The following is a 25,473-nucleotide window of genomic DNA, read 5'->3' on the forward strand; positions in this document are numbered from 1 at the left end:
GAAGCGCATCACAAGGCGCACAGCCCGCGCGCGGGTGAGGAAAAATAACTGTCCGGTGGACGAACATTCTGAGGCGACGAATTGTTCGAGAGGTCGCGGTCAACTAGTCTAGCTGAACAAGACGCGGGATGAATTGGATGCGTTCCTGCGAGCAGCAAGCAAATGGATCGGCGGCGATGCCGAAGAGCTGATCGTGTCCTCAAGTTGTCCCGGCGAATCCCTGCAGGGACAAAGGCGTGCCCTTCGATGTTCTGAGACAAGGGCCGTAGATCAACAATCATTGCTGTCAGTTCGCAATCATCCGATGCGGTCTCCAGAATCAAACTCAAGGACGAGAACGGTCAAATGAGAAATGCTAAGCCTTTGCCGGAGCCGACTCCAGAGACGCAGCATTTCTGGGACGGAACGCTGGTGGGCGAGCTTCGATTGCAGCGATGCGACACGTGCCGGAAAGCATACTTTCCTCCGCGACCGTTCTGTCCTGCTTGCGGCAGCCGCTCCGTGTCGATTTTCAAGGCGAGCGGAAGGGGTTCACTTTACAGCTATGTCATTTGTCACAAGGAGGCGCCGGGATTCACCCCTCCCTATGCGATCGCAGTGGTGCAGTTGGAGGAGGGGCCGAGAATGATGGCCAATATCGTTGAATGTCCGCAAACGCCTGAAGCGCTAGAGCTCGACATGGAGCTCAACGTTGTCTTCGTCAAGGAGAACGACACCGTAACGCTTCCGCTGTTCAAGCCCGCAAAGTAGCGAATTGCCGAGATGAAACCGAAATCAATAGCTGTGGTTGGGGCTGCGGAAACGACCGAGCTCGGGGTGATTCCTGGCCTCTCGCAGCTTGGCTTACATGGAGATGCCGCGCTTAATGCGATGGCAGATGCGGGATTAAAGCCTTCCGATATCGATGGGGTGGCGACGGCTGGAGAGTCGCCGATCCGTGTTGCACATTACCTTGGGATCACGCCGACATGGATCGACGGTACGAGCATTGGTGGCTGTTCGTTCCTCATGCACGTCCGGCATGCAGCAGCAGCCATCAATGAAGGCTTATGCCGCACGGTGTTGATCACTCACGGTGAAAGCGGAAAGTCGTGGATTGCTCCGACGCTACCTCCGGCCCGCACGCCAGGTTCTCTCGAGGGACAGTTCGAGGCGCCCTTCGGAACCGTGTGGGCGCCCTCAATGTTCACAATCCCCGTCCTGCGATATCTCAAGCACTTCGGCATCACACAAGAACAGCTCGCGCTCGTGCCAGTCATTCAACGTGAATGGGCAGCAATGAATCCAAGGGCGACTGCGAAGTCGGCTATCACAGTAGAGGATGTGCTGAGTTCGCGGATGATCGCCTATCCGTTCCGGCTCCTCATGTGCTGCCTCGTCACTGACGGTGGTGGCGCCCTTATCCTTACATCCGCGGATCGCGCGAAAGACCTTGGACGGCCAGTTTACATTCTTGGCACAGGAGAAAGCGCTGAATCGACCATGATCAGCCAGATGAGCGATTTCACATCATCTCGCGCATTCCGGGTCTCTGGAAGAAAGGCGTTCGAAGAGGCTGGCATCACTCACGACGACGTCGATCATTTGATGATCTACGACGCCTTTGCTCATCTGCCGTTGTATGGGCTGGAGGATCTTGGCTTCTGCAAACCTGGAGAGGCGGCCGCCTTCATTGCTGAACGAAATACAGCGCCGGGCGGAAGGCTACCCTTAAATACGAATGGCGGCGGACTGAGTTACATGCATTCCGGCATGTACGGGATGTATGCCCTGCAGGAAAGTGTGCGTCAGATGCGCGGGGCAGCGCCGGCACAGGTAAAGGGCGCGAAGATTTCGGTCGCGCACGGCGTCGGAGGGTGGTTCTCAGGCAGCAGCACTATCATCTTCAGTAACCAAGCTCCATGAACGCGGCAAGCGCCAGAATACAACAACTGCCTATCAAGCAGTTGAACCTCAGCACCCGAAGCAACTGACCTGCGACGGCGAGAATCAGACGGAGATAAGATGTTCGTTGGCACGTGGGCAAAGGAAACACCGGATAAACTCGCTCTTGTGAGTGCGGCGTCAGGAAACGGTGTAACCTATCGGGAGATCAATGATCGTTCGAACCAGTTGGCACAGTGTCTCTATCGTCATGGGATCCGGCGTAATGATCGCGTCGCTATGTTCATGGAGAATAATCTCCGTTTTATGGAGATTGTCTGGGCGGCGCTTCGCTCTGGGCTCGATGTTGTCTCGATCAACCGGTATGCCACTCTGGATGAGGTATCGTACATCCTCAACGATTCAGGTGCAAAAGCTCTAATCACATCGTTTGCCCGTCGAGATCTGGCGGGGTTGATTCCCAACCAGGAGCGCAGTGCCCGAGTCTACCTGATGTGCGACGGCGTGGTTGATGGTTGGGACAGTTATGAAGACGCACTCTCGGACAATGTGCCGCTGCCGCTCACGAACGAGTGGATGGGGCGGATAATGTCCTACACGTCTGGAACGACAGGGCGTCCAAAAGGCGTGGTGCGTCGCGAAGCGGATCTTCGTATCAACGATCCCCGGCCAGATGCGATTCATCTATCTCGTTCGTACCGGATGGACGAGAATACGGTCTATCTATCTCCAGCGCCCCTTTATCACGGCGCTCCGATCCGATTTGCGCGAACTGTACAATCGGTGGGTGGTACCGTGGTCATGATGGAAAAGTTCGATGCTTTAGAGTCGTTGAGTTTGATCGAACGTTACAGAGTCACCCACAGCCAGTGGGTGCCAACAATGTTCGTTCGAATGCTGCGGCTCCCGGAGCCGCAGCGAAAGCAGTTTGACTACTCTTCTCACCGGATCGCGATCCATGCTGCCGCACCCTGTCCTGTCGAGGTTAAGCGCAGCATGATCGACTGGTGGGGGCCCATCATTTACGAGTACTACGGAGCCACGGACAGTGCTGGTACGTCTACCGAAATAGCGCCGGATGAGTGGCTTGCCCATCCTGGGTCTGTGGGCCGCGCGCCCCCCACATTGCATATTTGCGATGAACAGGGGCGAGAGCTGCCAAATGGTGAAATTGGATTGATTTACGGCGAGGCGAACGGAAGCATTTACTATTGGAATGATCCAGAGAAGACTCGCTCAGCGCAAAATCCGCTCAATCCGAATTTGATGACGACGGGCGATGTCGGCTATCTGGATCAGGAGCGATACCTGTACTTGACCGATCGCAAAGCGTTCACAATCATTTCCGGCGGCGTCAACATTTATCCGCAAGCGATCGAGGACGTCATCATTCAGCATTCCGAGGTGGCCGATGTGGCGGTCATTGGTGTGCCGAACGACGAAATGGGCGAGGAGGCGAAGGCTGTCGTCCAGCTAAACGAGGGGACCTTGCCTTCGTTGGCGATAGCAAAGGAAATTCTTTCATTCGCAGGTGAGAGGCTGGCGGCCTATATGGTGCCCAAGTCGGTCGACTTCGTCGATGCACTTCCCCGCCTCCCGACAGGCAAGCTTTACAAGAAAGCCTTGCGGGACAAGTATTGGGCAGGCCGTACCCTGACGGGGGCGGTCGGCGGCGCTCTGAGACAGGTAAAGGAGAGCTAGCTGTTTGGAGCGGACGATCGTCTTAGGGGAGCATACGGCCCGTTTGGCCTCGCCCTCACCTGATGACATTCTCGGACATTCATACAGCTATCGGATATCTAAAAGGCATGCGCTCGCAGCTATCCGCGTGGTCGAAATGCTGGTGGCTGCAAGCGCGACTATGGTTCGCGTTAAGGGTGTCCTGCTGCTCTGGCTCATGGGCCGGATCAGAATCATAATTCTCGTGATGATGCCGGTAACTAGGTTTGTTTGACTTCGAGCATGCGTCTAGTCGTGGCTCGCTAATCGATGAGTGTACGTTGAGCTGGTAGGAGATTTGAATGCTCGCCTATGATCGGTTGATGACCATGGAGTTCCAGGACAAGGTTCAAGCGTACGGCACCAAGGACACAATCCTCTATGCAGCGAGCGTCGGGCTCGGTGCTGACCCGTTAGATCGCGATCAGCTCAAGTTTGTCTATGAGAAAAATCTCTGCGCGTTGCCTTCGATGGTTCACGTGCTCGGTATGGACGGTGGATGGCTCAGCGATCCAGAAAATGGGATCAACTTGAAGCTTATGCTGCACGGGGAGAGTGGGTTACGCATCTATAGGCCCTTGCCAGCTGCTGGCTCGGTTACGAGCCGGCTAAAAATGCTTGATATAGTAGACAAGGGAGCTGACAAGGGGGCCCTCCTTCTCTTTAAGCGCGAAGTTCGTGAAACGAAATCTCATGAACCCATTGCGGACGTCACAGGGACCTTCTTTCTGAGGGGTAATGGCGGCTTTGGTGGTGTGTCAAAATCGCCGCCTGCACCGCAAGCGATCCCGGAGCGGCCGGCGGACGCAAGCTGTGAGATCAAGACCTCGCCTCAAGCAGCTCTTCTCTACCGACTCAATGGCGACAGCAATCCCTTGCACGCTGATCCGGATATTGCCGTTGCTGCGGGATTTCCTCGACCAATTCTCCATGGATCGTGCGCCTATGCCGTTGCTTGTCATGCCGTAATCAAAATGGCCTGCAGCTACGAGCCCGTCCGCTTACGGCGCTTCGATCTCCGTTTCTCGGCGCCAGTGTTTCCCGGCGAGACCATCCGCACCGAAATGTGGGCAGAAGACAATGGTCTCTTCGCTTTTCGATGCTTAGCAGTTGAGCGGTGCGTCGTCATACTGAACAACGGAGTTGCCGAGGTGACTACGTAACTCGGCAGTTTCTTAGTCATCCCTCATTCCAGGTCGATATGAACGCTCGCGATCTTGTCTGGGTAAAGTCGTGACGTCGGTGGCGATTTGAGCAAGCCGTCGGCCCTGCCGGCTCGCTCTACCAGTGATCGTTGAGGCTTATCGATCGTGATCGACAAATCATCCAATACTATGGCTTGAAGTCTTGATCAGTGCGCAGGAGTGAAGAAGATGACATTCCGTTCGTTAGCGGCACGCGTCGCTGCGTTGTCGGCAGCGGTGGTGATTGTCGCGACGCCGGTCAGTGCGCAGAAGAAATACGATACTGGCGCCACAGATACGGAAATTAAGATTGGCAACATCATGCCTTATTCCGGGCCGGTGTCGTCCGGCGGCATCGTTGGCCGCACTGAGGCGGCCTACTTCAAGAAGATAAACGATGCTGGTGGGATCAACGGCCGCAAGATCAGCTTCATCAGCTATGATGACGGTTACAGTCCGCCGAAGGCCGTTGAACAGACGCGCAGACTTGTCGAGGGCGACGAGGTACTGTTCATGTACACGCCGTTTGGTGCGCCATCAAATACGGCCATTCAGAAGTACCTGAACTCAAGGAAAGTTCCGCAGCTATTCGTCGTCTCGGGTTCTTCAAAATTTGCGGACCCTCAGAACTTTCCATGGACTACGATGGGCTGGTTACCGTCATATCGGATCGAGGCGCGCATCCATGCCAAGTACCTTTTGAAGGAGAGGCCGCAGGCCAAAATCGGTATACTCTATCAGAATGACGACGCGGGTAGGGACTACCTCGGGGGTCTGAAGAATGGTCTCGGCAACGAAGCCGGAGCCATGATCGTTGCGGAAGAGAGCTACGACGTCTCCGAGCCAACTATCGATTCCCATATTATTAAGCTGAAGGCATCTGGCGCCGACGTCTTCATAAACATTGCGGCGCCAAAATTTGCAGCGCAGGCAATCAAGGAGATTGCTGTCATCAACTGGCGCCCGTTGCATATTCTGGCCAGCTTTTCCCAGTCAATCGCTGCCGTGATCAGACCTGCGGGATTTGAGAACGCTCAGGGCATTATCTCGGCCACAACTATGAAAAATCCTGGCGACAAGCAGTGGGACAACGACCCTGGCATGAAGGCGTTCAATGAATTCATGTCGAAGGACTTTCCGGAAGGCGACAAGAACGACCTCTATGCCGTCGCCGGCTACGGTATGGCACAGATGCTGATCCAGGTGCTGAAGCAGTGCGGCGACGACCTCACACGCCAGAACGTTTTGAAGCAGGCAACAAACCTAAGGGACTTTCGCAGTGAGGTGCTTTTGCCGGGCATCAAAATCAACACCTCGTCGACTAAATACACTCCGATCAATGAGATGCGAATGGCGCGTCTCACTGGCGAGAAATGGGAGTTGTTTGGCGACGTCATCTCCAGCGACGTGCGAGAATAGCCTAGCGATAGGTGCGATCTGGCTAAAAAAGTGGTTTTAAAGGACTGAGATCCTTACAGCTGGGACCCGGTAGCAGCGGCCGCACGTCAGGCTAGATGTCAATGGCTGCAATCGGCCAACGGCCTCTTTCGTAAGGGGCGTCGCAATGAAACTGCAAACTAGGAGAGTCTCGAGAGATCGGTCAGGTTCGGCAGATCTACCTGTCGGACAACCGACACAACCCTGGTCGCGGCTTCGGCGGCCTTTGACCGCCGCGGAACTGAACTGAAGCATCACTTGCACTCAATATTGTTCGACGTCAGTGAATCCACCGCTGGATGACATGCATCATCACGCACCAGCCAGGTAGCGGGACCGATGGATGCGTGTGGACACGTCTGGAACTTGAGCGGCTTGATAATCCAACGCGCCTTTTTCCCGAACAGCCGCGGCACCGGACGGGACGCTATCCCTTCGGCATGGGCACGCGCCAGGTTTTAGAGTGACGCCGCGGACCGCGACGGCGAGCACACGCCAAGCTGGGAAAGACGCCTTGAATGATCGATGACAGCCTTTCCAATTGTTTCAGCGGCATCCCTCGTCACTGATAAATAGTCTCGGGTAGCCCGAGCCAATGTTTGATTGGGTTGCGCGAAAACGACCGTTATGTAGGCTTCAGGCTTTCCTTCTACGGTAATCGGCAAAGCAAAAGAGCAGGTCCGCGGGACGAGGCCCTCGACACGAAAACCGTAACCTCTTCGACGAACCTCATTCACAACTCTGCTCATCCCTTCGAGCTCGCTCTCTATAGCCGCGCCGCGCTTGCCCGAGGTTGCGAGCATAGATCTAACTTCAGCTTGCTGGTGTTCGGGTAAATTGGCGTAAAAGAGCCGGCCAGGGGAGGAGCGCAGGATTGGAGCCGACCAACCAATCCGAGGATTGGCCGCGACATGTCGCGATCGTGTTACCTGCCAAGTTGTCAGTGCATTTCCTTCAAAGCCGTGCAGCAGAACCGGCCAGCCGATAGCGCGATTGAGGTTCTCGATAACAGGGTAAGCCAATTCTGTTATCAACGACTGGAGGGTCAATCCGCACGACAGCTCCGCGACCTTCGTGTTCAGATAGTAGTGATCATCTCCTGGTACTTGCCGCACAAATCGTTCCTCCACGAGAGTGTCAAGCAATCGATATATAGTAGACCGAGGTAACTTCGTTGTACGGCTCAGCTGCAGGACGGTGGCGCGCGGCTGGGAATTGAGCGCCATTAAGATCTTCAACCCGCGCGCAAAACCTCGCACGCCCGCCGAGCTTATTTCATTGTCTGGTTCGTGGATCGTTGAGTTCGAAGGCAGACCTGTTCGGCACCCACTCAATCTAATTTCCATTGGACTCCTCCTCCTGCATCACCCACGTAGGTGACTGTCTTTGTTGCCGGCAATTTGCGCGACTATCCAAGCCCAGTCCACTCCTTGTCCCTGATTGGCCGCTATCTCTTCCCAAGCTGAATTGCAGCGGACTTCACGTGGTATGCGCCGGAACCTCAAAAAGTTCGGCAGCCGGACATTTGCCGGTGCGCATGCATGCCAATCAGCCTTACAATGATACCGGAAATATGGACCGTCTCGCATCCCGGCGGCCAACGACATTTTAGGCTCGATGCTGATGCTGGACTGGTCCGAATGCCGGTCCGGCTAAGAAATCTCCGCTGGCCGGCCTTCAGAAGTTGCAGCGCGGCGCCAGCTCTTGCCTCTAACATTTGCCGGCCGCTGCTTTTCGGCAGGCCGCCTATCATTCGAGCAGGGTGCGGATCGTCTCATACGAAGTCGAGACGAGCGACAATCTCGCTCGTTAGCCAGCGAGTTCGTGGCTCAAGGATAGAAGCGATGATGGCACAAGCACAGGCAGTTCGTTTCTTGCCACTCGCTTAGCTGTTTATCAAAACTGTCTGAGATGACGGTACGACTGACTGCCACGCAGGACAGACGAAGGCAGAAAATGTTCGGCAGCTGAACATTCTTAGGCTTGGGTCTCGCCATGGATAGCCTTACTCGGCCAAGCCGGCTTATAGGGGAGTGAGCCTCCTGCCCGCGGCAGAACGCAGTGATCAAGGATAAGGTTATGAACGCTAAGCAGACCACCAGCAGCCTTGACGGCAAAGTAGTTGTTGTCACTGGAGCGGGTCAAGGTGTCGGAAGAGCTGTCGCGCTGCATGCGGCGCGAGAGGGGGCAAGCGTCATCGTTAATGATCTTGGATCAAGCCCATCCGGCGAGGGCGCCGACAAATCGCGGGCAGAGCGCGTTGCGGATGAAATACGCTCCTTTGGAGGCTCCGCGATCCCGAGCGTGGAGTCAATTGCCGAGCGCAAATCAGCGGACCGTATTATCGAAGCTGCGATGGATACGTTTAAGCGAATCGACTGCGTCGTGAACAATGCCGGCATCCTACGAGATCGGATGTTTTGGAACATGAGCGACGAAGAATGGAGTGATGTAATTCGGGTGCATCTCAACGGGTATTTCTATGTGTCCCGTGCCGCGGCCCCCCACTTCAAGGCGCAGAATTCGGGATCGTACGTGCATTGCACGTCCATATCCGCGTTAATCGGAAACGTTGGACAGGCGAACTATGCAGCCGCAAAGCTGGGAGTCGTGGGTCTCTCTCTCGGCATCGCTCACGATATGGCGCGCTTCAATGTTCGCTCGAACTGTATCGGTCCTTCTGCTTGGAGCGCACTGTTGGAAACTGTTCCTATCCGGGATGAGGAGCATCGCAAGCGGATGGACGACTTGCGGTTGAACATGCGGGCTGAACAGGTGGCTCCCTTGGTGACATTTCTGGCGAGCGACCTTTCTCGCGAAGTTACTGGCCAGATTTTCACTGTCCGCGGTAATGAGATATCGCTCTACACACAGACACGGCCATTTCGCACTGCTCACAATAGTGAGGGGTGGACGGCTGATAATATTGCGAAGGTGGTGCTACCAGCATTTAAGGGAGACTTTTACCCATTGGTTCGCCATCCGGAACTCATCAATTGGACGCCGTTCTAAAAAAGAGGAGCCGTAAGTCCAGTTTCGGATGTCGAGAGCTCAGTGTACTGGATGCGGCGGGGCAAGAGAGCTTTGGCTGGCAATCCAGACATCGAATAAGCGGTGGTGGCTAGCGCCGAGAGACCTAGGACCTGGTGCAAATGAGCATACCTATTGTGGCTCGCGGCAGGCTTGATGCGTCGGCGGAACGAATATCTTGCGCGTCTTATCCCCCAGGAGCTGGACAGGCCGATGACAGAAGCGCGGCTTACCTAACCGACACTCTGATCATCAAATGGATCAGCAAGTACGTGCAGTAACGTCCCCTCGAAGGGGACAGACATGCGGAGGCGCAGCAGCTAAATCTGTTGGCTCTGCGAAATGAGCGAACAAACCGGCGATGGCCATCATCGATGACCAGACAGGACCATGAGCGGCCAGAACGAAAGCACATTCGCACTGCCCCGGCGGGCAGCTCCATTGATTGGCCAAGCGCCTGTCAGAGGCCTCTGAGCAGGTCGCCACGCTGGCGTACAGCGGACTAGATGCGGCGGGGTACTCGCCCGTTGGTGTGAAATGGGAAAACGAACGATGACCTATCTGCGGAATGCCTGGTATGTAGCGATGTGGGCGGAAACACTGGATGCAGATGGGCCGCTCGTATCGCGTACTCTTCTTGATGAAGACATGGTGCTTTTCCGCCGGCCAGACGGCGGTATCGCTGCGTTGGAAGACGTCTGTCCGCATCGCTTCGCACCTTTGCACATGGGCAAGCTAGTCGAGGACGGAAGAAATATCAGATGCCCCTACCATGGCCTTGAATTTGACGCGTCGGGCACATGCGTAAGGAATCCACATGGGGATCGGATTCCTCCATGCAGGGTTCGAACATTCCCGGCCGTAGAAAAACACACGCTGATCTGGGTTTGGATGGGCGTCAGCCAGCCGGACTTGTCGCTTATCCCCGACTATTCTTTTCTCGACCCGGACTCAGGCTACCAGATCTCTAAGCGCGACCACGTCACCATGCGGAGCAATTATCGTCTGGTCGCAAACAACCTGCTGGACTTGAGTCACGCGGCCTATCTTCACGAGGGCATCCTAGCTTATCCGGAGTCGGTAAGAGCGGAGATTTCAGTCCGTGAGGAAGGCAACTATGTGTACGTCGAGCGGAACCGGACCAACGTCAAGCCGGCCTTGTTGCCAGATCTCCTTTTCCGGGGTGATGGGCAACCGGTCGACGTGATGACCGTGATGCGTTGGAGTGCGCCCTGCCATTTAATGAACGACAACATGACATTTCCTGTCGGCGGTAGAATTGAGGAAGGCGCCGGCTTGTATGGCGCTCACATTCTTACGCCGGTGACGGAAACATCTACGCTATACCACTTCGCGGCGGCACGGCGGGGCGTTCCTTTCGAGGGCGACGAACAGACTGCGGCGGAGGTCCGTAAGAAGATGAGCGAATTGCGTCGAATTGCCTTCGAAGAACAGGATGAGCCAATTGTCGAGGCGCAACAACGGTATCTGCTCAAGCATCCCGAGGCTAAACCCGTGCTGCTGAAGATCGACACCGGGCCCGCCAGATGCAATCGGATTCTCGACAAGTTGATCAGCGCTGAGACGCAACACGAACAGTAACCATTCTGCAGCAAAACGCCCTCGATTTTTGGCCACGCGCCATCGCTGTATTGGTGGATACGGCGAACGTTGAAAAGTTCGACCCGCGAAAGCGAACTGTTTGCATCTTGGTCCACGGCCTGGTCGCATCAAAAGGCGAAGCAATCGTTGACAAATGAGCATGCATTGAGACCGGAATGGGAGAGCCGCTCCCGATCGACACGTTCCAAAGCTCGCTAGCACCAAGAGCCGCAGGAGCCATCAGACCATAAGGATGCGCCCAGAACGTTTCTTGCCCTCAGAGGCAGGTTCTGCGCTGTAAGTAAGACGCGGCTTTCCACCGGCGTGTTCCGATGTGCATCTCAGTGCTCGCAAGATCGGCACTCGCCACGAAAGCTTATCATCATCGTCGCGGCCACATCGGTGGTTTCCCGCAAGCGATGGGCTTAAGCGTCTTGGGCGGTACGCCCGGCCACTGCATCAATCGCTGGATTTCCTTGCGGCACAGCGCCCGTCGTCGCAGAACACGATTCACGCCTAGCGCCTAGGCCAGGCCTCCTGGCGAATGGCCGATGCTTCTTTAAAGCCGCAGTTCAGATCCTGGTGGCGTAACTAATTCTAGGCGGGCATTCGCGAACGCCCGGACCGAGCCATAGGAGTGGTTTTCGGGCCTTCTCGCTTCCTTATGAATTGTAGAAAGTCGTTAAATTTACTATAAGTTGTGTTCCGCGTCCTCTGCCGGTGAATGGCGCTTGCAAGCCTCGCCAAAGCGGCAGGAATCGATCCATCTGGGGATTGGACGGCCTAGACGAAATTATCTATATTTGGCCAATGAATCGCAACTCTAGGACACATAAGGATACCTCCAGGACTTTAGCGGGGGATATTCACGAAAAGCTGAGGTCTCAGATCCTCAGCGGCCAACTGCGTGCGGGGCAGCCCCTTCGGCTCATGGCGCTATGCGACGAGTTTTCCGTAAGCCTGACTATTGTGCGAGAAGCTTTGACGCGGCTTGCTACTGAGAGGTTGGTTCGAGCGAGACCCCAGCAGGGATTCACGGTGGCGGCGCTTACCGTTGAGGAGATGAATGATGTCACCTTTGTGCGCTGCGAACTCGAAGGCCTGGCGCTGAGACGATCGATAGAGCTGGGTGGGCTGGACTGGGAGGCACGATTACTCGCTGCGCATCACAAGCTGGCAAATACATCGGTTCGTGATGACAGGAAGCCGACTCGGCCAAGTGATGCATTTGTAGCGGCACATGCGGAATTTCACGCTACACTTATAGAAGCTTGCGAAAGCCCGGCGCTAATTGAGATCTGCCGTACTCTGTACGATGCCTCCGAGCCCTACCGCCGCATGTGCTATTTGTTGACCGACAATCGCCGCGCCAAAAAGGTGTCGGCCCATCGTGCACTTATGGAAGCTGCGCTCGCGCGTGACGCAGATTCGGCTGTTAAGCTGCTCAAGGTGCATTACGAGCACACTACTCGCAATCTCATTAACAATAACCTGCTCGAGAAGACGACGGCCGCCTAGGCGACGGCAGTCGCAGCCAGCAGGCGCCGGGCGATTTCCGGCGCCGGCAGGAGCGGCTCACAATTCAACGTCTCGCCCTTCGTTGCCCTCGGATCGGCCCCAGCTTCATCCTTCCAGAACCGGGCAAGCTTAAACTACTTTGAAGCCGGCGCCTCTAAGGGCCGCGCCGCTCCGGCAAGCCTTCAACTCCCAGCAAAATGCGGCCACAGGTTTCGTAGTTCGACGGATGAAGTGCCACGTGTTGGGCAGCCACATGCACATCCCGAAAACAGCGGTCAAGCGGGCTCTTGCTATAGATAGCCGTTCCGGCAGCAGCGGAATACATCAGGTCGACCGCCTGCGTGCTGGCCGTCAGCGCGTTCGCACGGGAAAGCCGCAGCATGGTAGCTTGCCGCATCGATATCTCACGCCCCTTCTGCACATCATTCCACGTTTCCTCCAGGGAACCGTAGAGCCAAGCGCGAGCGGCTTGCAGGATCGCCTCCGCGCGGCCGACGTCGGCCTGAATCGTCGAGCGCTGCGTCGGCGCGCTCGCAAAGGCGTGCGATTTCTTGGTCCCTGCGAGATCGACGAAAGTGTCGATAGCGGTACGTGCAATCCCCAAAGGAACGGCGGCCATGGCAGTGTCGAGCAGCGCCAACTGTGGCATCCGATATAACGGATCATCGAGACGAGAGGGGGCATGAAACGGAATCGTCCGCTCCGCTGGAACGAACAGTTCCTTGACCGCGTAGTCGTGACTTCCAGTTCCGCGCAGGCCGCCGGTATCCCATGTGTCGATTATCTCGCCTTCTCGCGTCGGGAAGAAGATAAGACGCGTTTCGACTTCGCCGGTTTCTGATTTCTTTGGCGCGTCAGACTCATAGACGGTGCAGCCTCCCAGCAGCCACGTGCTATGGCTGATGCCGCTGCCGAAACTCCAGCGACCATCAGCGATGAAGCCACCATCAACCTTACGGACGCGACCAACCGGACGCACGGCGCCCGCCACAACCGCCTCAGAAGTACCGTAGATGCTGCGCGCTACATCCTGATGCAGGCGCGATCCCCACATTCCATAAGTCATGCCGATCATCAAACACCAACCGGCAGCTCCGTCGGCGGCGGCAATGGTCTCAACCACCCTGGTCGACGTTATCGGATCGACTTGTAGCCCTCCAACGTCTTGCGGGATCATCATCCGGAACAACTTGGCATCGTGAAAAGCTGTCAGAACTGACGAAGACATGCGCCGTTCGCGTTCACTCGCATCGCGCGCCTCGTGGATCAAAGGCGTTATCTTTTCGGCTTTCTCGAGCAGCGACATTTCGCAAGCCATGCGTCGTTCTCCTATGGAACTTTGGATGTAAGTCATCGCCAACGAAGCGTCAGCGTTGGAATTGAAAGGCAGCTTGCCCCTTGCAGAAGAAATTTGGCATTCCAGCGCGGGCTGGCCGGCTGTGAGCCGGTACGACCTAACGAGGCGCCCCGGCCGCAGATTGTTGATCGCATCATCGCCGCCTGCGCGACCGGCTTCGAAGGATGCTCTGTTCGCCAAGCGTGCCGAGGTACAGAGCTCTGAACGCGAGTGCGAGCGGCGTCTTGCTGCGGCAATCTGGACGATGCGAACAGACTTCTTGCTGGCCCATTTCTGGCGGAATTTCGCGCATCAACGGCGCAGAGAGTTTCATTTTCGCCTCAGAAGCCGCAAGCCGAACGTCGGCCAGGAGGCGGATCAAAGTTGCCGTCGTCCAAAAGCGCGGATTTGGCCAATCGAGAATCGCGGCGGGCGTCTCGATATGCGTGACAAGCCACTTCTAAGCGTGTCCCGAGTTCCACAGTAAGGCCGGACCGCCGAAGATCCCGAGCGCACTCACCTTTCCAGCGGCGTAACACCGGCTCCAGTAGGGAGTGGCAACCGTGATCGAGAATTGCGTACAACGCTTCGAGCTCCGCTGACCGGGTGATCGAATTTGGTCATAATATCGATAATTATGTCAATTTATCATTTTGGTCAAGAAAGACTCGCGACCCTTGCTCGCCCGGCCCCTCCGAACGTTCTTCCCTCGCGAACAACTCATCGCTGACTTGGCCTCTGTCCGTAGATTACTGTGTATAGGGTTGCAACTTGATGCAGACCATGTCACAAGGCACGAAATCGATAATCATAATCGATTTCGATCTTAGACCAGATCGGAGGAAACGATGCCAACCTTGAAGGCTACCGAATTTGCATTCCCTCGTATGGAGGCGCCAGACCTCGATACGATGGAAGAGTTCTTGACCCATTTCGGCATGCTTCGCGCCGAGCGCACGCCGGACGCGCTTTACATGCGAGGCGCCGACACCCATCATCTGCATGTCACCCACAAGGGTGGTACGAAGTTCATCGGCTTTGCCTATCATGCGGCGGACGAGGACGACCTAAAACGCGCGGCCAAGCTGCCAGGTGCTTCTGGTGTCGAGACGTTGGACGAGCCGGGCGGCGGTAGACGGGTCCGGCTCACCGAGCCGAACGGTTACCAGATCGAGCTTATCGCTGGCGTAGAGCGGCGATTGCCTCCGATCAAGATCGCGCGCGATCCAGCGAATACAGTCAGTGAACCGCTGCGCCGAGCCGGGCGTCTCATGCGCCTTACAAAATCCCCGACTCTTGTTCAGCGTATCGGGCACGGGGTGCTCGCGACGCCGAAGGTCAAGGAGACCACCGCGTGGTTTCGCGATACTTTGGGCATGATCCGTTCCGACGACGTCTACGCGGGTGATGAGGAGAACATCATCGGCTCGTTCAGTCGCCTCGACCGCGGCGCGACATACGTCGACCACCACGTCATGTTTTGCGTGCACAACGTTAGGTCTGGATTCAACCATGTCTCCTACGAAGTGCAGGACATCGACGCGGTCTTCCAAGATCACGACTACCTTAAGAGCCTCGGCAAGTACGAGCTCATGTGGGGCGTAGGTCGGCATATGCTCGGTAGCCAAGTGTTCGACTATTGGGCCGATCCCTGGGGGCGGATGCATGAGCGCTGGGCGGACACTGACCGCTTGAATGCTGCGAATGGTGGCAACCTGTTGAGTGCCGAGCACCTCCAATCACAGTGGGGCGAACGCCCGCCAGAGCGCTTTCTCGGTCACGTGAGCCCCTAGTCGCAAAAGCGTTTGCCCATCAGAACGTTCTGGAGAAACGAAGTATGAAGATCTGCTATTTCAATGACTTCCGGCTTGGTGTCATTATGGGCGATCAGGTCGCCGACGTCACCGACACCGTGAAGGACATCCCCCATATCGACGCTCAAGGCCTGATGACGGGCCTGATCGCCCGTTGGGACGAATACAAGGCCAGGGTTGACAAAGCCGCGGCTGCGGCCACCGGCGTGCCGCTCAAGAGTGTGCGGTTGCGTCCGCCGCTGCCAAAGCCCAACAACATTATCTGCATGGCGGTGAATTACATGGAGGACGGCACCCTGGCGGAGAGGCCGGATATCAACGCCTTCCACAAGGTGGCGACTGCGGTGATCGGCGACGGCGACGCGATGGTGCTACCAGACGTACCGGCGACGATTTTCGAAGGCGAAGCCGAACTTGCCCTCGTTATCGGCAAGCGCGCCGCCCGAGTAAGCCAAGCGGATGCCATGAAGCACATCTTCGGCTACACTTGCTTCATCGACGGCTCGGCGCGGGGGCTGCATCCGCCGACGAACATCTTCTTCCAAATGAAATCGCGCGATACGTTTGCGCCGATTGGACCGTGCATCGTCACTGCGGACGAGATTTCCGATCCGCAGAACCTCGACATCCTGCTGACCAACAATGGTCAGTCGATGCAAAAGTTCAATACCTCCGATATGGCGCACCAGATCCCGCGATGCATCGAATGGGTCAGCTCAATCCAAACCCTCGAGCCGGGCGATATCCTGGCGACGGGCACTAATCATCGCGGCTTGAACCCGTTCATGGATGGAGACAAGATCGAGCTCACGATCGAAAAGATTGGCACCCTGCAAATCAGCGTGAAGGATGAGCTGAAACGCACCTGGGCGCGCACCACGCGCCTAGAGCACAAGCAGATGCGGGGCGAGGGGCCTCACACGCGGCAGCTCACCGGCAAGTACGCCACGGCCTAATTCTGGCGCGAATTGTATACCTGACCTCATCCGGGCGACCTTATCCAGCAGCGCAAACGGCTCGCGTCAGCTGGGCGTGACCACTTCATCGAAGCATACAAATGTGTGCAGCAAAAATAGGAGAAGACATGGCTGACTCGACGGAAGATTACAAAAGCATTTGGCTGCATCTCTACGATCTGCCCTTCAGCCATGGGTACGTGACGGCCGGCGGTGTTAGGACGCGGTATATTCAAGCCGGAGAGAAAAATGCACCAGCGTTGATCATGCTGCACGGAATGGGTGGAAGCTGGGAAAACTGCTTTGGCAATATACGTGCCCATGCCGCGCACTTTAATACGTTTGCGTTCGACATGCTCGGCCATGGTCTCACTGCCAAGCCCGACAAAGTTCTTGAGGTTTCTGACTACGTTGCTCATCTCAAGAACTTCATGGATGAGATGCAGATCGCTCAAGCTTCATTTATCGGCGTATCGCTTGGATCCTGGGTCGCTACAAAATTCGCAACGCTCTATCCCGATCGTGTTGCCAAGGTGACGATGATTTCGGCTTGGGGAAGGCCGCAAACTGACAAGCCGGTGCCCCCCGATGTTCGAGAACGTATGGGAAGGGCGAGAAGCTCGCGCCTGGAAGCCGTCGCGAACCCGACCTGGACAGCCATGGAGGCGGTTTTTGAAGGCCTCATTGCAGACCCTAAGAAGCGTATCCCGGATCTGCTTGCAGTTCGCCAGGCCATCTACAGGCAGCCTGAGATGCAAAGGTCCATGGCAAACATACTCGGAGGCATCGAGCCCGATATCTGGAAACGCAATGCGCTGACGGATGACGAGGTCTCGAAAATTGGCAATCCATACCTGATCATTGCTGCCATCGACTCAAAGGACGTCTTTCTTGAGTCGTCTTATGCCTACAGCAAACTCATTCCGAACGCGCGACTCGTTGAGTTGACCGGCGCGTCACATTGGGCGCAATGGGAACGAGTCGACGAATTCAACCGGATCAATCTTGAATTCCTATTGACGAAGTAGCCGGGGACCCCTCACGGATACGAGCCGCGTACGCTCGATGATCCATCGAACGACGCATCGATCTGAGGTTGATCGTTCGACTCGGGGCCGAGAGGGCAGATCCGGCTGAACTCCGGGACGCCACGAACATAAACGGAATTGGCGGTGCGGATTCTATTCCGCACTGCTTGCCCGGCGCGAGCTCCGGCTGTGGCTGTGCAGTCTACACAACTGATCGCTACCTTCGCGCCGGATCGAAGGAGCGCCTCGCGGTTTCGCCGCTCAAAGAACGTCAGCGCGAATTCGAATGCGTTGTCGCGAAGCGGGCGTCAGATGCCAGCGTGGATGAACGTTAATCAAAAGCCAAAATCGGGGGAAATACGGATGTCTTCAGCCAGCAGTATCTCGGCACGGATCGAGCGGATCCCATTTTCGTCCTGGCATATTCGCATCCTCGGAATTGTCGGAGCCGCTCATTTTTTTGACGCCTTCGATTCTCTCGCGATCGCCTTCGTAATGCCAGCTCTCGTGGCGCTGTGGTCTCTCGCGCCGAGCAACGTAGGGATTCTTATCGCCGCCGGCAGCGTTGGCCAACTCATCGGGGCGATCGGGTTTAGTTGGCTTGCCGAGCGTTTTGGGCGTCGGGAAGCCCTTCGCTGGTCAATTTGGCTTGTTTCGATCTTCAGTTTCGCATGCGCCTTCACCTGGAGCTACGCATCGTTCTTCGTTTGCCGCTTGATCCAGGGAGTAGGTCTAGGCGGTGAGCTACCTGTGGGCGTAACCTATATAAATGAACTAGCTCAGTCGATGAGCCGGGGCAAGATCGTGCTCTTGCTGCAATTCTGCTTCGCCGTTGGGGTGGTTATCGTATCGTTCGCGGCGGTTTGGATTGTCCCGCATTTCGGCTGGCAATGGATGTTCGTTCTCGGAACGGCTCCAGCTCTCTTGGCGCTATTTCTCCGTCACCTTCTACCCGAATCACCCCGATGGCTTGCGAGCAAAGGGCGTCTAAAGGAGGCGGAGGAGGTCGTTTCGCGGCTTGAACGTGCTGCGAAGTTGCACGATGAAGACTCGTCCGCTTTGGTTGATCTAGGTGTTTCTCCGGTCACTGCGGAGCAGCCGTCGAAATGGATTGAACTGTTCTCTAGGCAGTACATCGGTCGGACATTCTACAATTCGCTTGCAATGCTCTGCACGTCGTTTACTGGGTCCGGCCTGCTTGTCTGGATGCCAACTATATACAACACCGTTTACAAAGCGCCGTTGGCCGACGCCCTCGCAATAAGCCTTTACAGTACCGGCGTGGGATTGGTGGTATGTCTCCTTGCGGCTTTCATAATTGACCGGATTGGCCGACGTCTAACGTTTATCATGGGCTTTCTTGGCTCGGGTATTACGATGTTGGCGCTGTATGGTCTTGCGCAGTCCGCTTCCTTGGCAATGATCGTGACCTTGGCCTCGATCGGACTGTTTTTTATCACGTTCAATTTGCTCGGAGCTGTCCTCTACGCGGCAGAAATTTATCCAACTCGGATGAGGGCGCTTGGGACGGGACTCGCCAGTGGATGGCTTCGGGTAGGCTCAATAACTGGACCCATAATTGTGGGGCAACTCCTAACGATGTTTTCCGTGCGCGCGGTGTTCCTTTTTTTCGCGGGATCCGCAATGCTCGGAGCCGCGGTTGTGTTTCTGGCGTTCGTCGAAACCAGTGGCCGAAAACTCGAAGAGATTTCCCGGTAAGGGGCCATCGCGAATTGCTCGTACTATTGGGATCTTCAGCGTGCCCAAGATTAATTGATGTATCAAGCAGCCGTGTCTCGCTCTAGGCGGCAGCAGCCTCCGTGACTCGTACCGCCGTCGGTATAACCAAGCGATGAAAGAGTCATGCAACGCATACAAAATGCTTATATGGGGTCGGCTAAAGCTACGGCACAAAATGCCGGCGATTACGAGATCTTGGCACGTCTGCACAAGATTAATCTGGACCTCTTACCCGTTCTGCATGAGCTCCTGAGAACATGCAGTGTCACCCGCACTGCGCAAACGTTTAACATGACTCAACCAGCCGTGAGCCGTGCGCTCCGGCAACTGCGCTCAGCTTTTGATGACCCGCTGTTGGTGTCACCGGGGCGCAATGCGAGGCCTACTGATCGAGCAGAAGCGCTGAGGGGCCCCCTCGGCCGCATACTTGGGGATCTCGACGGCTTGTTGAGTCCAGCTGCGCCGTTTGATCCTTCCAATGAGGCCGCTCATTTCGCCATCAACACTGCAGACTACGTAATTCAACGCTTCGCGCCAATTCTTTGTGAGATTTGCGCGCAAGAAGCACCGCGCGTCGTCATGGAATTCATCGTGAGTCCGATACGGACACCAGAAGACCTGGCTAAGATCGACTTTCTGATTGGCCCGCGCACGCTCGAACAAGCGTTAGGAAAACGTGTGGGCAAACTCTCGCTTTGGCGGGACGACATCGTATGTATTGCTTCTGCGACAAACAAGGCGCTTCCGGCGCGCATCACGCCGGCACAATTTCAAGCAAATCGTTATGTTTCGTTCCGACGAGACTTACGGATGCCGCAAGATTTGTGTGCGCTCGCCCAGCCGACATCGGCTATTGAGACCGAGCCCGTGTGCATGGTTCCGAGCTTTCTGGCGCTAGGAGCTATTGTCGAGAACTCCGATTGCGTGGGCTTGCTGCCTCGTCAAATCGCCAACGACCTTGCCCGTTATCGCCGATTGCGAGTGATCGAGATTGCCTTTCCGACCAAGCAACTATTGATCAGCGCATTTTGGAGCCTGGCGAACGAACGAAAGCGTGGTCGCGACTGGTTCCGTAAATTATTGGTGCGAGCGGCCGCGCGCCTGGAGAATGCCTAAGGGACGGACGCCAGGATGAACAATTACGGCTGCGACCTTTTCAAGAGGCGACGTGCCAAATGTGTTGCTTGCGGTTGCTACGACGCACTACGAGACATGCGAACTAAGGGAATTGTGTTCGCCATACAAATTGTCGCGACTGCAGCACAACGGTATAACCATCTGTAATACATCGGATGATCGTTTTGAGCATTTTGCAGCCTCCATCGGGTTCTATAATCCTTGAAATATCCTGAAGAAAAGAAGTGGGAGGGCCTGAAATGAGCCCCGGCAACGGCCTAATCCGCGGGACGCTGCGGAGCTTTCTAAAGCGAACTGCCACCGACAAACCGTTCAGCACATTCAGTACGTTTGCTACCACGTCACGCGCGATGGATCAGCGAGTGTGCGCCTCGTGGCTGGCAGGATCGCAATTCTGGTCATTGGGTTCGTGTTTTTGGACGGGAAGGGCTGCTCGATCTTGATCACTCAGCAATCCCTGATGCCTCCAAGGAGCTCTAGGCTGTTGAAGGCGGTGCCGCGCGTGGTGGTGCAGGAGTCCCTTGGCACCGCACAATTCGACGGCGACCTTCTCGTTAATCTGCTGGAAGCCATCGGCACTCCGAGCTTTGCGAGCGTGCTAGGGGCCTTTCTTCATGCTCTTTGCGGCGCAAGGCATTTCCTGGCCTTCCGAGTAGGCAAAGAAGAACTCACCGAGCTTCAGCATTGTTCGTTCTTCCCTAAGCATAGGTCGGCCTTCTACTCAGAAGCGGTCAACTGGCAGCGTGCTCCGCTGATAATAGAGGCGCAGCGTACCGTGAAGGGTGGTAAGCCTGCGCTCGTCTATATGGACGCCGGCTACGTTGAATCCGCCGGTAAATGTCATTGGTCGGTTGGCCGTGACAGGCTGGTCATATGTGGACGGTGCGCCAGTGGTGATTTCGGCCTCAGCATATTGCATGACGAGGCTTGCTCACCATTTTCCCCAGAGGCGATCGATAAGCTGGGTCGAAAGGCCGCACTACTCATCTCTTTTCTGGGCAAGCATGTCGACGCATGCGACGAGCGCTGTAGCGTCGACGGGGCGCTTTCGTCTCTGCCAGATATCGAAGCCTGCATTATTGCGCGAAGCAGCGTGCCCCCTCGCGAAATCCAAGTCTGTGCACGTATACTGTTCGGATTGCCATCATCCGATATTGCACAAGACTTGTCCGTCAGCGAACAGACAATCAAGACTTATCGAAAGCGCATCTATCAGCGTCTTGGAATCGGAAGCGAGCGTGAGCTGCTTACCTGGTATCTGCGTCAATGGACTCAATGGCGCACGAGGGTGATAGATGGCGCAAGAAAATCCTCAATCCATTCATACATTCCATAGAACGTTATCGTCGTCTCATTGCGCCGAATACCAACCCTCTCTCTCACTCTCTCTTCCGGTCTGGTTCCATGTTATTGGTCAAGCGAGATATCGAGTCGACCTACGATCTTTCGTCCTGGTGATCCTCTCCGGTTGGCGCCGAGAGGCGCTTTGAGCTCGGTCGTAGCGGACTGTGCAGTTCAGGCTAAACGCAGCCGTACTATACCCCTCGCAAGCCAAGTCCAACGCAAGCGACTTGTTTTCGATGCGCAATCCGTCAGAAACGCATTTTGAAGTAGTGTAACAACCAGTTTTGGCATTCATTAAACCTTCCTGGGAATTGCGACTGTCCCGGTCGCTGCAGAGAGCGTGGCTCCGCTTTGCGCTGCATCCGAATGCGGGATCTCTGCTCTCTCGCGGAATACCACGGAAGATGCTTCTGGCGAGCATCGCGGGTATCTGGAGAACTTCGCATAGGCAGAGAGGTTAGCCAACCTGTGCCCGCCGCAACCGCGGTACGACTTCTTCTCCGAAGAGAATGAAATTCTCCCGGTGGCGTGGCCCCAAGCTCCTTCCGAGAATCGACAGGAAGTGGCCTGCGCCGCATGCGCGGCACTGCTCGATGATCTGCTCGGCGACCTGTGCCGAGGTGCCCGCGATGTAGTCGTCATCATGTAGCGTGAAGCCGGATCCAGCCTTCGGCGCGTCGAGCAACGAGGACGTCCGCGCAGCGACGCGGGGATCGCCAGCCACCACTTTGAGAACGGCGGCCTTTGCCGCTCGGGACTCCTCGCGCGCCTCGGCCTCGTCGCGTGACACACAAACGTTGCGTCGGATAGCGATCTGATCCGGCCCCACTGCAAAGCCGAACTTGGCGGATTCGTCGCGGTAGGCGTCGAATAGCTCCTTCACGTCGACGACTGAATGGAAACCGGTGCAGATTTTTGACTGCCTTTGAGCTGACTTTCGTGCGGATGTGGCGCTGATGACCGTTGTCCACTTCGGAGGGGAAGACTGCAGAAACTTGTTCGGCAACAAATTCAGATTGTCGAACTTCCAGTACTTGCCCTTGTGCTCGATAGCGTGCCGCTCGAGCGCAGCGTCCAGAATTTCTAAGGCTTCATTGAAGCGCTCGCGGGCTTCTTCCATGCCGACACCCAACCTAGAGAGTTCCTGAGGCACGCCTGCCGCAAATCCGACTTCGATACGACCGTTCGTCAAGTGGTCGAGCATCGTAAGCTCTTCGACGATACGCCAGGGCTCGTAGAACGGCACTACCAATCCCATTGTACCCAATCGCAAGCGGGTGGTGTGCCGGGCAATCGCGGCGATCAGCAGGTTGGGCGAGGGGCTGTACGAAAGCCCGAAGTGGTGTTCGCTGAAGAATATCCCCTCGAATCCGAGCTTTTCGGCTTCCAACCAAAGCTTGAACCCTTCGTCGAAGACGGCGGAGATGGTCTCGGGCGAAATGTCTGCTTCGCTTAGATTTGGGATCTGCAGAAATTCAAATATCCAGGGCTTGATCAAGACGTAATCCTCCTGTCCGCGCGTGTATTGGTTGATACGGCTCGGATCGGATCCCGCCGTTGAGCGTGCGTCGACGGATACACAGGGTTCTCGCATAGGTAAAATTGATTATGATGATCACTGACTTTTACAAAATGGATGTTACCCAATGCGCTTCGAAGGGCTCGATTTGAATCTGTTGGTCGCTCTGGATGCCATTCTCGAAGAGCGTAGCGTGAAAGCCGCCAGTGAGCGTCTTTGTCTCAGCCAGCCAGCCATGAGCGCCGCCATCGGCAGGCTACGTCAATATTTCAATGATGAGATCTTTACGATCAATCGGCGAAAGCTGACGCCCACATCTCTGGCTCAGTCCCTTGAAGCACCGACGCGCGACATACTTTTGCGGGTCCGTGCAAACCTTATCTCCAAACCAAGTTTCGAACCTTCGAAATCTCGACGGCGTTTCCGGCTTGTCGTTTCGGACTATGCAAGCATGGTATTGATGCAACCGGTGATAATGCGAGCCTATCGTGTGGCTCCCGGCATTTCCATGGAGTTTCTTCCGTTCACCGACCGTATCGGCGACCAACTGCAGCGGGGTGATGTGGATTTTGTCGTTCTCCCGGACTCTATCCTCATCGAAGGCCACCCTAAACAGCCATTATTTTCCGACGAGTTTTGTTGTGTCGCTTGGAAGGGAAGTCGGCAGGTCGGAAGTTCGATGTCACTCAGGCGGTATCTTCAACTCGGGCACGTCGGAGCACAATACGGCGCCATGACATCGTTTGAAGAGGACGCGTTATTGAAGCAAGGTTGCAAGCGTCGTATCGAGCTCATTGCGCCGAACTTTACCATGATGGCGATCATGGTAGTCGGAACAGACCGCATCGCAACCGTGCACCAACGCCTAGCCGCGATACTGGCGCGCACGTTCCCGCTGAAGCTCTTGCGCGCCCCTGTTCGGATATCCGAATTTCGAGAGAGCCTCCAATGGCCAGCGTCGTTTCATTTGGACCCCGCGCTGGTGTGGTTGCGCGCGATAATATCTGATGTTGCTGCGGAAATCGATCGGACGCCTGCCGCACGCATGAAGTTTGGATAGCTCATATAGGCGGGCTCGCCGCTGCGATATCATCAGCCGCGACCACTCCTCGTCAGACCAGCTATTGCAAGCAGCAGACACTCAAACCATCAGGGAGCCATCAGGCAAGACGGGATACCGGATATCGTCGGCGTCAAGGAAGCAACGCAGCCTCTTGCGTCTCATCGACCGCGCCACCGCCAAGCCGCAGCGACCAGCCAGAGAACGAACCTAACAAAGAGAATGGCTGCAGTGATTTGAAGCCAAAGGAAGCCGCCCAGCTCTCGCAACACGATTTCGGCCTGAGCTCCCCAATAGCTAGGGAGCGTATCGCCAACTGCTTCGATAGCCCGCGTGCCGGCGCGCATGCCGTTTCGTATCCACTCGGGTTTGTAAATCAACGTCGCGCCCAACAGGATCCACGTCAGGATGGCAGTGCTGATCCTGAAGAAGTGTACCCTAGCGTGATTCTTGAGACCCAGTTTCCGCTGTTCGTCGGATTGGCCCATGCTTCGTTCCATGCCGATCATCGAGAGATGCGGACTACCACCGTTCGAGCAGAGAGGCGACTCGAGAAGGCGGACGTCTCAGGCGACCGCAGCGCGCGATTCCGGCCGAACGACGCGGTCCTGCAGCTGCTTACCAGCATCTGATTATTATGTGGCGGAGGAACCCTGGCGTGGCCGGCGAGAGGGAACGGCTGCGTCAGATCATCAAGGAATTGCAGCGGCATCGGTTTGGCCGGCGCCAGAGACGCTGCCTGAAGATCAGATGCTGCTGGGCCTGGAAGATGTCGAGCAGGTGGCAGCGTACAGCCGAGACGGCGCAGGACCTCAGCGCACCTGACGGCCCCGAGGCGCGGGCTCGTAAGCGCTGCGGCAACCGTGGCGCTTTGCCGGCGCACCTGCCGCGGATCGAGGTCGTCGTCGACATCGAGGACAAGATCTGTCCCTGCTGGCAGGGGGAGTTACACCGGATCGGCGAGTATCGAAGCGAGCGACTGGACCTGGTCCCGGCGCAGTTTTGTTACTCGGTGTCCCAGATACGCCTGCCGTGCTTGCGAGGACGGTGTCCATGCAGGCGCCGGCCCCGGCTCGGCTGATCGAGGGTGGATTGCCGGCCGACGCCACCGTCGCCCACGTGCAGGTCTCCAAATATGCCGATCACCTGCCGTTCTACCGGCAGG

19 protein-coding genes and 2 pseudogenes are annotated in these 25,473 nt (G+C 56.3%); 17 read left to right on the forward strand and 4 right to left on the reverse strand.

Features of this window, described 5'->3' with window-relative positions:
* Positions 1-345: 345 nt before the first annotated feature.
* The 5 genes from AS156_RS33020 (at position 346) to AS156_RS33045 (ending at position 6,206) form a co-directional block, all read left to right on the forward strand.
* On the forward strand, positions 346-750 hold the full coding sequence (locus AS156_RS33020; protein WP_066513543.1) for a Zn-ribbon domain-containing OB-fold protein: 405 nt from the start codon (positions 346-348) through the stop codon (positions 748-750).
* A 12-nt stretch (positions 751-762) separates the two neighbouring features.
* Complete coding sequence (locus AS156_RS33025; protein WP_066513544.1) at positions 763-1,905, forward strand: thiolase C-terminal domain-containing protein; 1,143 nt, start codon at positions 763-765, stop codon at positions 1,903-1,905.
* Between the two features lie 99 nt (positions 1,906-2,004).
* The gene (locus AS156_RS33030) at positions 2,005-3,585 is read left to right on the forward strand and encodes an AMP-binding protein (protein WP_066513545.1); all 1,581 of its coding nucleotides are present in this window, start codon (positions 2,005-2,007) and stop codon (positions 3,583-3,585) included.
* Between the two features lie 320 nt (positions 3,586-3,905).
* Entirely contained in the window at positions 3,906-4,766 is an 861-nt protein-coding gene (locus AS156_RS33040; RefSeq protein ID WP_066513547.1) for a MaoC/PaaZ C-terminal domain-containing protein, read from the forward strand.
* A gap of 210 nt (positions 4,767-4,976) precedes the next feature.
* On the forward strand, positions 4,977-6,206 hold the full coding sequence (locus AS156_RS33045) for an ABC transporter substrate-binding protein (RefSeq protein WP_066513615.1): 1,230 nt from the start codon (positions 4,977-4,979) through the stop codon (positions 6,204-6,206).
* 476 nt (positions 6,207-6,682) lie between these two features.
* Here AS156_RS33045 and AS156_RS41490 read toward each other — a convergent pair whose 3' ends face one another.
* Positions 6,683-7,570 (reverse strand): helix-turn-helix domain-containing protein, encoded by an 888-nt coding sequence (locus tag AS156_RS41490; protein WP_082747872.1) that lies wholly within the window; start codon positions 7,568-7,570, stop codon positions 6,683-6,685.
* Between the two features lie 733 nt (positions 7,571-8,303).
* On the opposite strand from AS156_RS41490, the gene AS156_RS33050 reads away from it, so the two are divergent.
* From AS156_RS33050 to AS156_RS45255, 4 genes and pseudogenes are all read left to right on the forward strand, one after another.
* On the forward strand, positions 8,304-9,236 hold the full coding sequence (locus AS156_RS33050; protein WP_066513616.1) for an SDR family oxidoreductase: 933 nt from the start codon (positions 8,304-8,306) through the stop codon (positions 9,234-9,236).
* A 570-nt stretch (positions 9,237-9,806) separates the two neighbouring features.
* Positions 9,807-10,856 (forward strand): aromatic ring-hydroxylating oxygenase subunit alpha, encoded by a 1,050-nt coding sequence (locus AS156_RS33055; protein ID WP_066513548.1) that lies wholly within the window; start codon positions 9,807-9,809, stop codon positions 10,854-10,856.
* 810 nt (positions 10,857-11,666) lie between these two features.
* Positions 11,667-11,885: pseudogene (locus tag AS156_RS46175) on the forward strand (GntR family transcriptional regulator); the annotation flags it as partial.
* A 9-nt stretch (positions 11,886-11,894) separates the two neighbouring features.
* On the forward strand, positions 11,895-12,374 hold the full coding sequence (locus tag AS156_RS45255; RefSeq protein ID WP_245313179.1) for a GntR family transcriptional regulator: 480 nt from the start codon (positions 11,895-11,897) through the stop codon (positions 12,372-12,374).
* Positions 12,375-12,528: 154 nt separating this feature from the next.
* Here AS156_RS45255 and AS156_RS33065 read toward each other — a convergent pair whose 3' ends face one another.
* The gene (locus AS156_RS33065; protein WP_066513550.1) at positions 12,529-13,692 is read right to left on the reverse strand and encodes an acyl-CoA dehydrogenase family protein; all 1,164 of its coding nucleotides are present in this window, start codon (positions 13,690-13,692) and stop codon (positions 12,529-12,531) included.
* An 866-nt stretch (positions 13,693-14,558) separates the two neighbouring features.
* On the opposite strand from AS156_RS33065, the gene AS156_RS33070 reads away from it, so the two are divergent.
* From AS156_RS33070 to AS156_RS33095, 6 genes are all read left to right on the forward strand, one after another.
* The gene (locus AS156_RS33070) at positions 14,559-15,503 is read left to right on the forward strand and encodes a VOC family protein (protein WP_066513551.1); all 945 of its coding nucleotides are present in this window, start codon (positions 14,559-14,561) and stop codon (positions 15,501-15,503) included.
* Between the two features lie 44 nt (positions 15,504-15,547).
* On the forward strand, positions 15,548-16,480 hold the full coding sequence (locus AS156_RS33075; protein WP_066513552.1) for a fumarylacetoacetate hydrolase family protein: 933 nt from the start codon (positions 15,548-15,550) through the stop codon (positions 16,478-16,480).
* A 128-nt stretch (positions 16,481-16,608) separates the two neighbouring features.
* A complete protein-coding gene (locus AS156_RS33080; RefSeq protein WP_066513617.1) occupies positions 16,609-17,508 on the forward strand; it encodes an alpha/beta fold hydrolase in 900 nt (299 codons plus the stop codon).
* A 363-nt stretch (positions 17,509-17,871) separates the two neighbouring features.
* Positions 17,872-19,227: an MFS transporter gene (locus tag AS156_RS33085; protein ID WP_160331184.1), complete on the forward strand. Its 1,356-nt coding sequence runs from the start codon at positions 17,872-17,874 to the stop codon at positions 19,225-19,227.
* 144 nt (positions 19,228-19,371) lie between these two features.
* Positions 19,372-20,364 carry a LysR family transcriptional regulator gene (locus AS156_RS33090; RefSeq protein WP_082747877.1) on the forward strand — a complete coding sequence of 331 codons (993 nt, stop codon included), beginning with the start codon at positions 19,372-19,374 and terminating at the stop codon, positions 20,362-20,364.
* A 514-nt stretch (positions 20,365-20,878) separates the two neighbouring features.
* A complete protein-coding gene (locus AS156_RS33095) occupies positions 20,879-21,721 on the forward strand; it encodes a helix-turn-helix transcriptional regulator (RefSeq protein WP_245313185.1) in 843 nt (280 codons plus the stop codon).
* A gap of 465 nt (positions 21,722-22,186) precedes the next feature.
* Here AS156_RS33095 and AS156_RS33100 read toward each other — a convergent pair whose 3' ends face one another.
* A complete protein-coding gene (locus tag AS156_RS33100; RefSeq protein ID WP_066513555.1) occupies positions 22,187-23,227 on the reverse strand; it encodes an LLM class flavin-dependent oxidoreductase in 1,041 nt (346 codons plus the stop codon).
* Positions 23,228-23,375: 148 nt separating this feature from the next.
* On the opposite strand from AS156_RS33100, the gene AS156_RS33105 reads away from it, so the two are divergent.
* A complete protein-coding gene (locus AS156_RS33105; protein ID WP_066513556.1) occupies positions 23,376-24,308 on the forward strand; it encodes a LysR family transcriptional regulator in 933 nt (310 codons plus the stop codon).
* A 161-nt stretch (positions 24,309-24,469) separates the two neighbouring features.
* Here AS156_RS33105 and AS156_RS43135 read toward each other — a convergent pair whose 3' ends face one another.
* Positions 24,470-24,796: a hypothetical protein gene (locus tag AS156_RS43135; RefSeq protein WP_160331186.1), complete on the reverse strand. Its 327-nt coding sequence runs from the start codon at positions 24,794-24,796 to the stop codon at positions 24,470-24,472.
* A 179-nt stretch (positions 24,797-24,975) separates the two neighbouring features.
* Between AS156_RS43135 and AS156_RS33115 the strand changes: the two are divergent.
* Positions 24,976-25,473: pseudogene (locus tag AS156_RS33115) on the forward strand (transposase domain-containing protein); the annotation flags it as partial.

Origin of the sequence: Bradyrhizobium macuxiense (assembly GCF_001542415.1) — a bacterium.
Lineage (GTDB): Bacteria > Pseudomonadota > Alphaproteobacteria > Rhizobiales > Xanthobacteraceae > Bradyrhizobium > Bradyrhizobium macuxiense.

Bases quoted from the DNA above. Each gene is read 5' to 3' on its own strand.
- AS156_RS33050 (WP_066513616.1), top strand. From the start codon at position 8,304: ATGAACGCTAAGCAGACCACCAGCAGCCTTGACGGCAAAGTAGTTGTT.
- AS156_RS33045 (WP_066513615.1), top strand. From the start codon at position 4,977: ATGACATTCCGTTCGTTAGCGGCACGCGTCGCTGCGTTGTCGGCAGCG.
- AS156_RS33070 (WP_066513551.1), top strand. From the start codon at position 14,559: ATGCCAACCTTGAAGGCTACCGAATTTGCATTCCCTCGTATGGAGGCG.
- AS156_RS33065 (WP_066513550.1), bottom strand. From the start codon at position 13,692: ATGGCTTGCGAAATGTCGCTGCTCGAGAAAGCCGAAAAGATAACGCCT.
- AS156_RS33085 (WP_160331184.1), top strand. From the start codon at position 17,872: ATGTCTTCAGCCAGCAGTATCTCGGCACGGATCGAGCGGATCCCATTT.
- AS156_RS33105 (WP_066513556.1), top strand. From the start codon at position 23,376: ATGCGCTTCGAAGGGCTCGATTTGAATCTGTTGGTCGCTCTGGATGCC.
- AS156_RS33025 (WP_066513544.1), top strand. From the start codon at position 763: ATGAAACCGAAATCAATAGCTGTGGTTGGGGCTGCGGAAACGACCGAG.
- AS156_RS33020 (WP_066513543.1), top strand. From the start codon at position 346: ATGAGAAATGCTAAGCCTTTGCCGGAGCCGACTCCAGAGACGCAGCAT.
- AS156_RS33080 (WP_066513617.1), top strand. From the start codon at position 16,609: ATGGCTGACTCGACGGAAGATTACAAAAGCATTTGGCTGCATCTCTAC.
- AS156_RS33030 (WP_066513545.1), top strand. From the start codon at position 2,005: ATGTTCGTTGGCACGTGGGCAAAGGAAACACCGGATAAACTCGCTCTT.
- AS156_RS43135 (WP_160331186.1), bottom strand. From the start codon at position 24,796: ATGGGCCAATCCGACGAACAGCGGAAACTGGGTCTCAAGAATCACGCT.
- AS156_RS33075 (WP_066513552.1), top strand. From the start codon at position 15,548: ATGAAGATCTGCTATTTCAATGACTTCCGGCTTGGTGTCATTATGGGC.
- AS156_RS33055 (WP_066513548.1), top strand. From the start codon at position 9,807: ATGACCTATCTGCGGAATGCCTGGTATGTAGCGATGTGGGCGGAAACA.
- AS156_RS33040 (WP_066513547.1), top strand. From the start codon at position 3,906: ATGCTCGCCTATGATCGGTTGATGACCATGGAGTTCCAGGACAAGGTT.
- AS156_RS33090 (WP_082747877.1), top strand. From the start codon at position 19,372: ATGCAACGCATACAAAATGCTTATATGGGGTCGGCTAAAGCTACGGCA.
- AS156_RS41490 (WP_082747872.1), bottom strand. From the start codon at position 7,570: ATGGAAATTAGATTGAGTGGGTGCCGAACAGGTCTGCCTTCGAACTCA.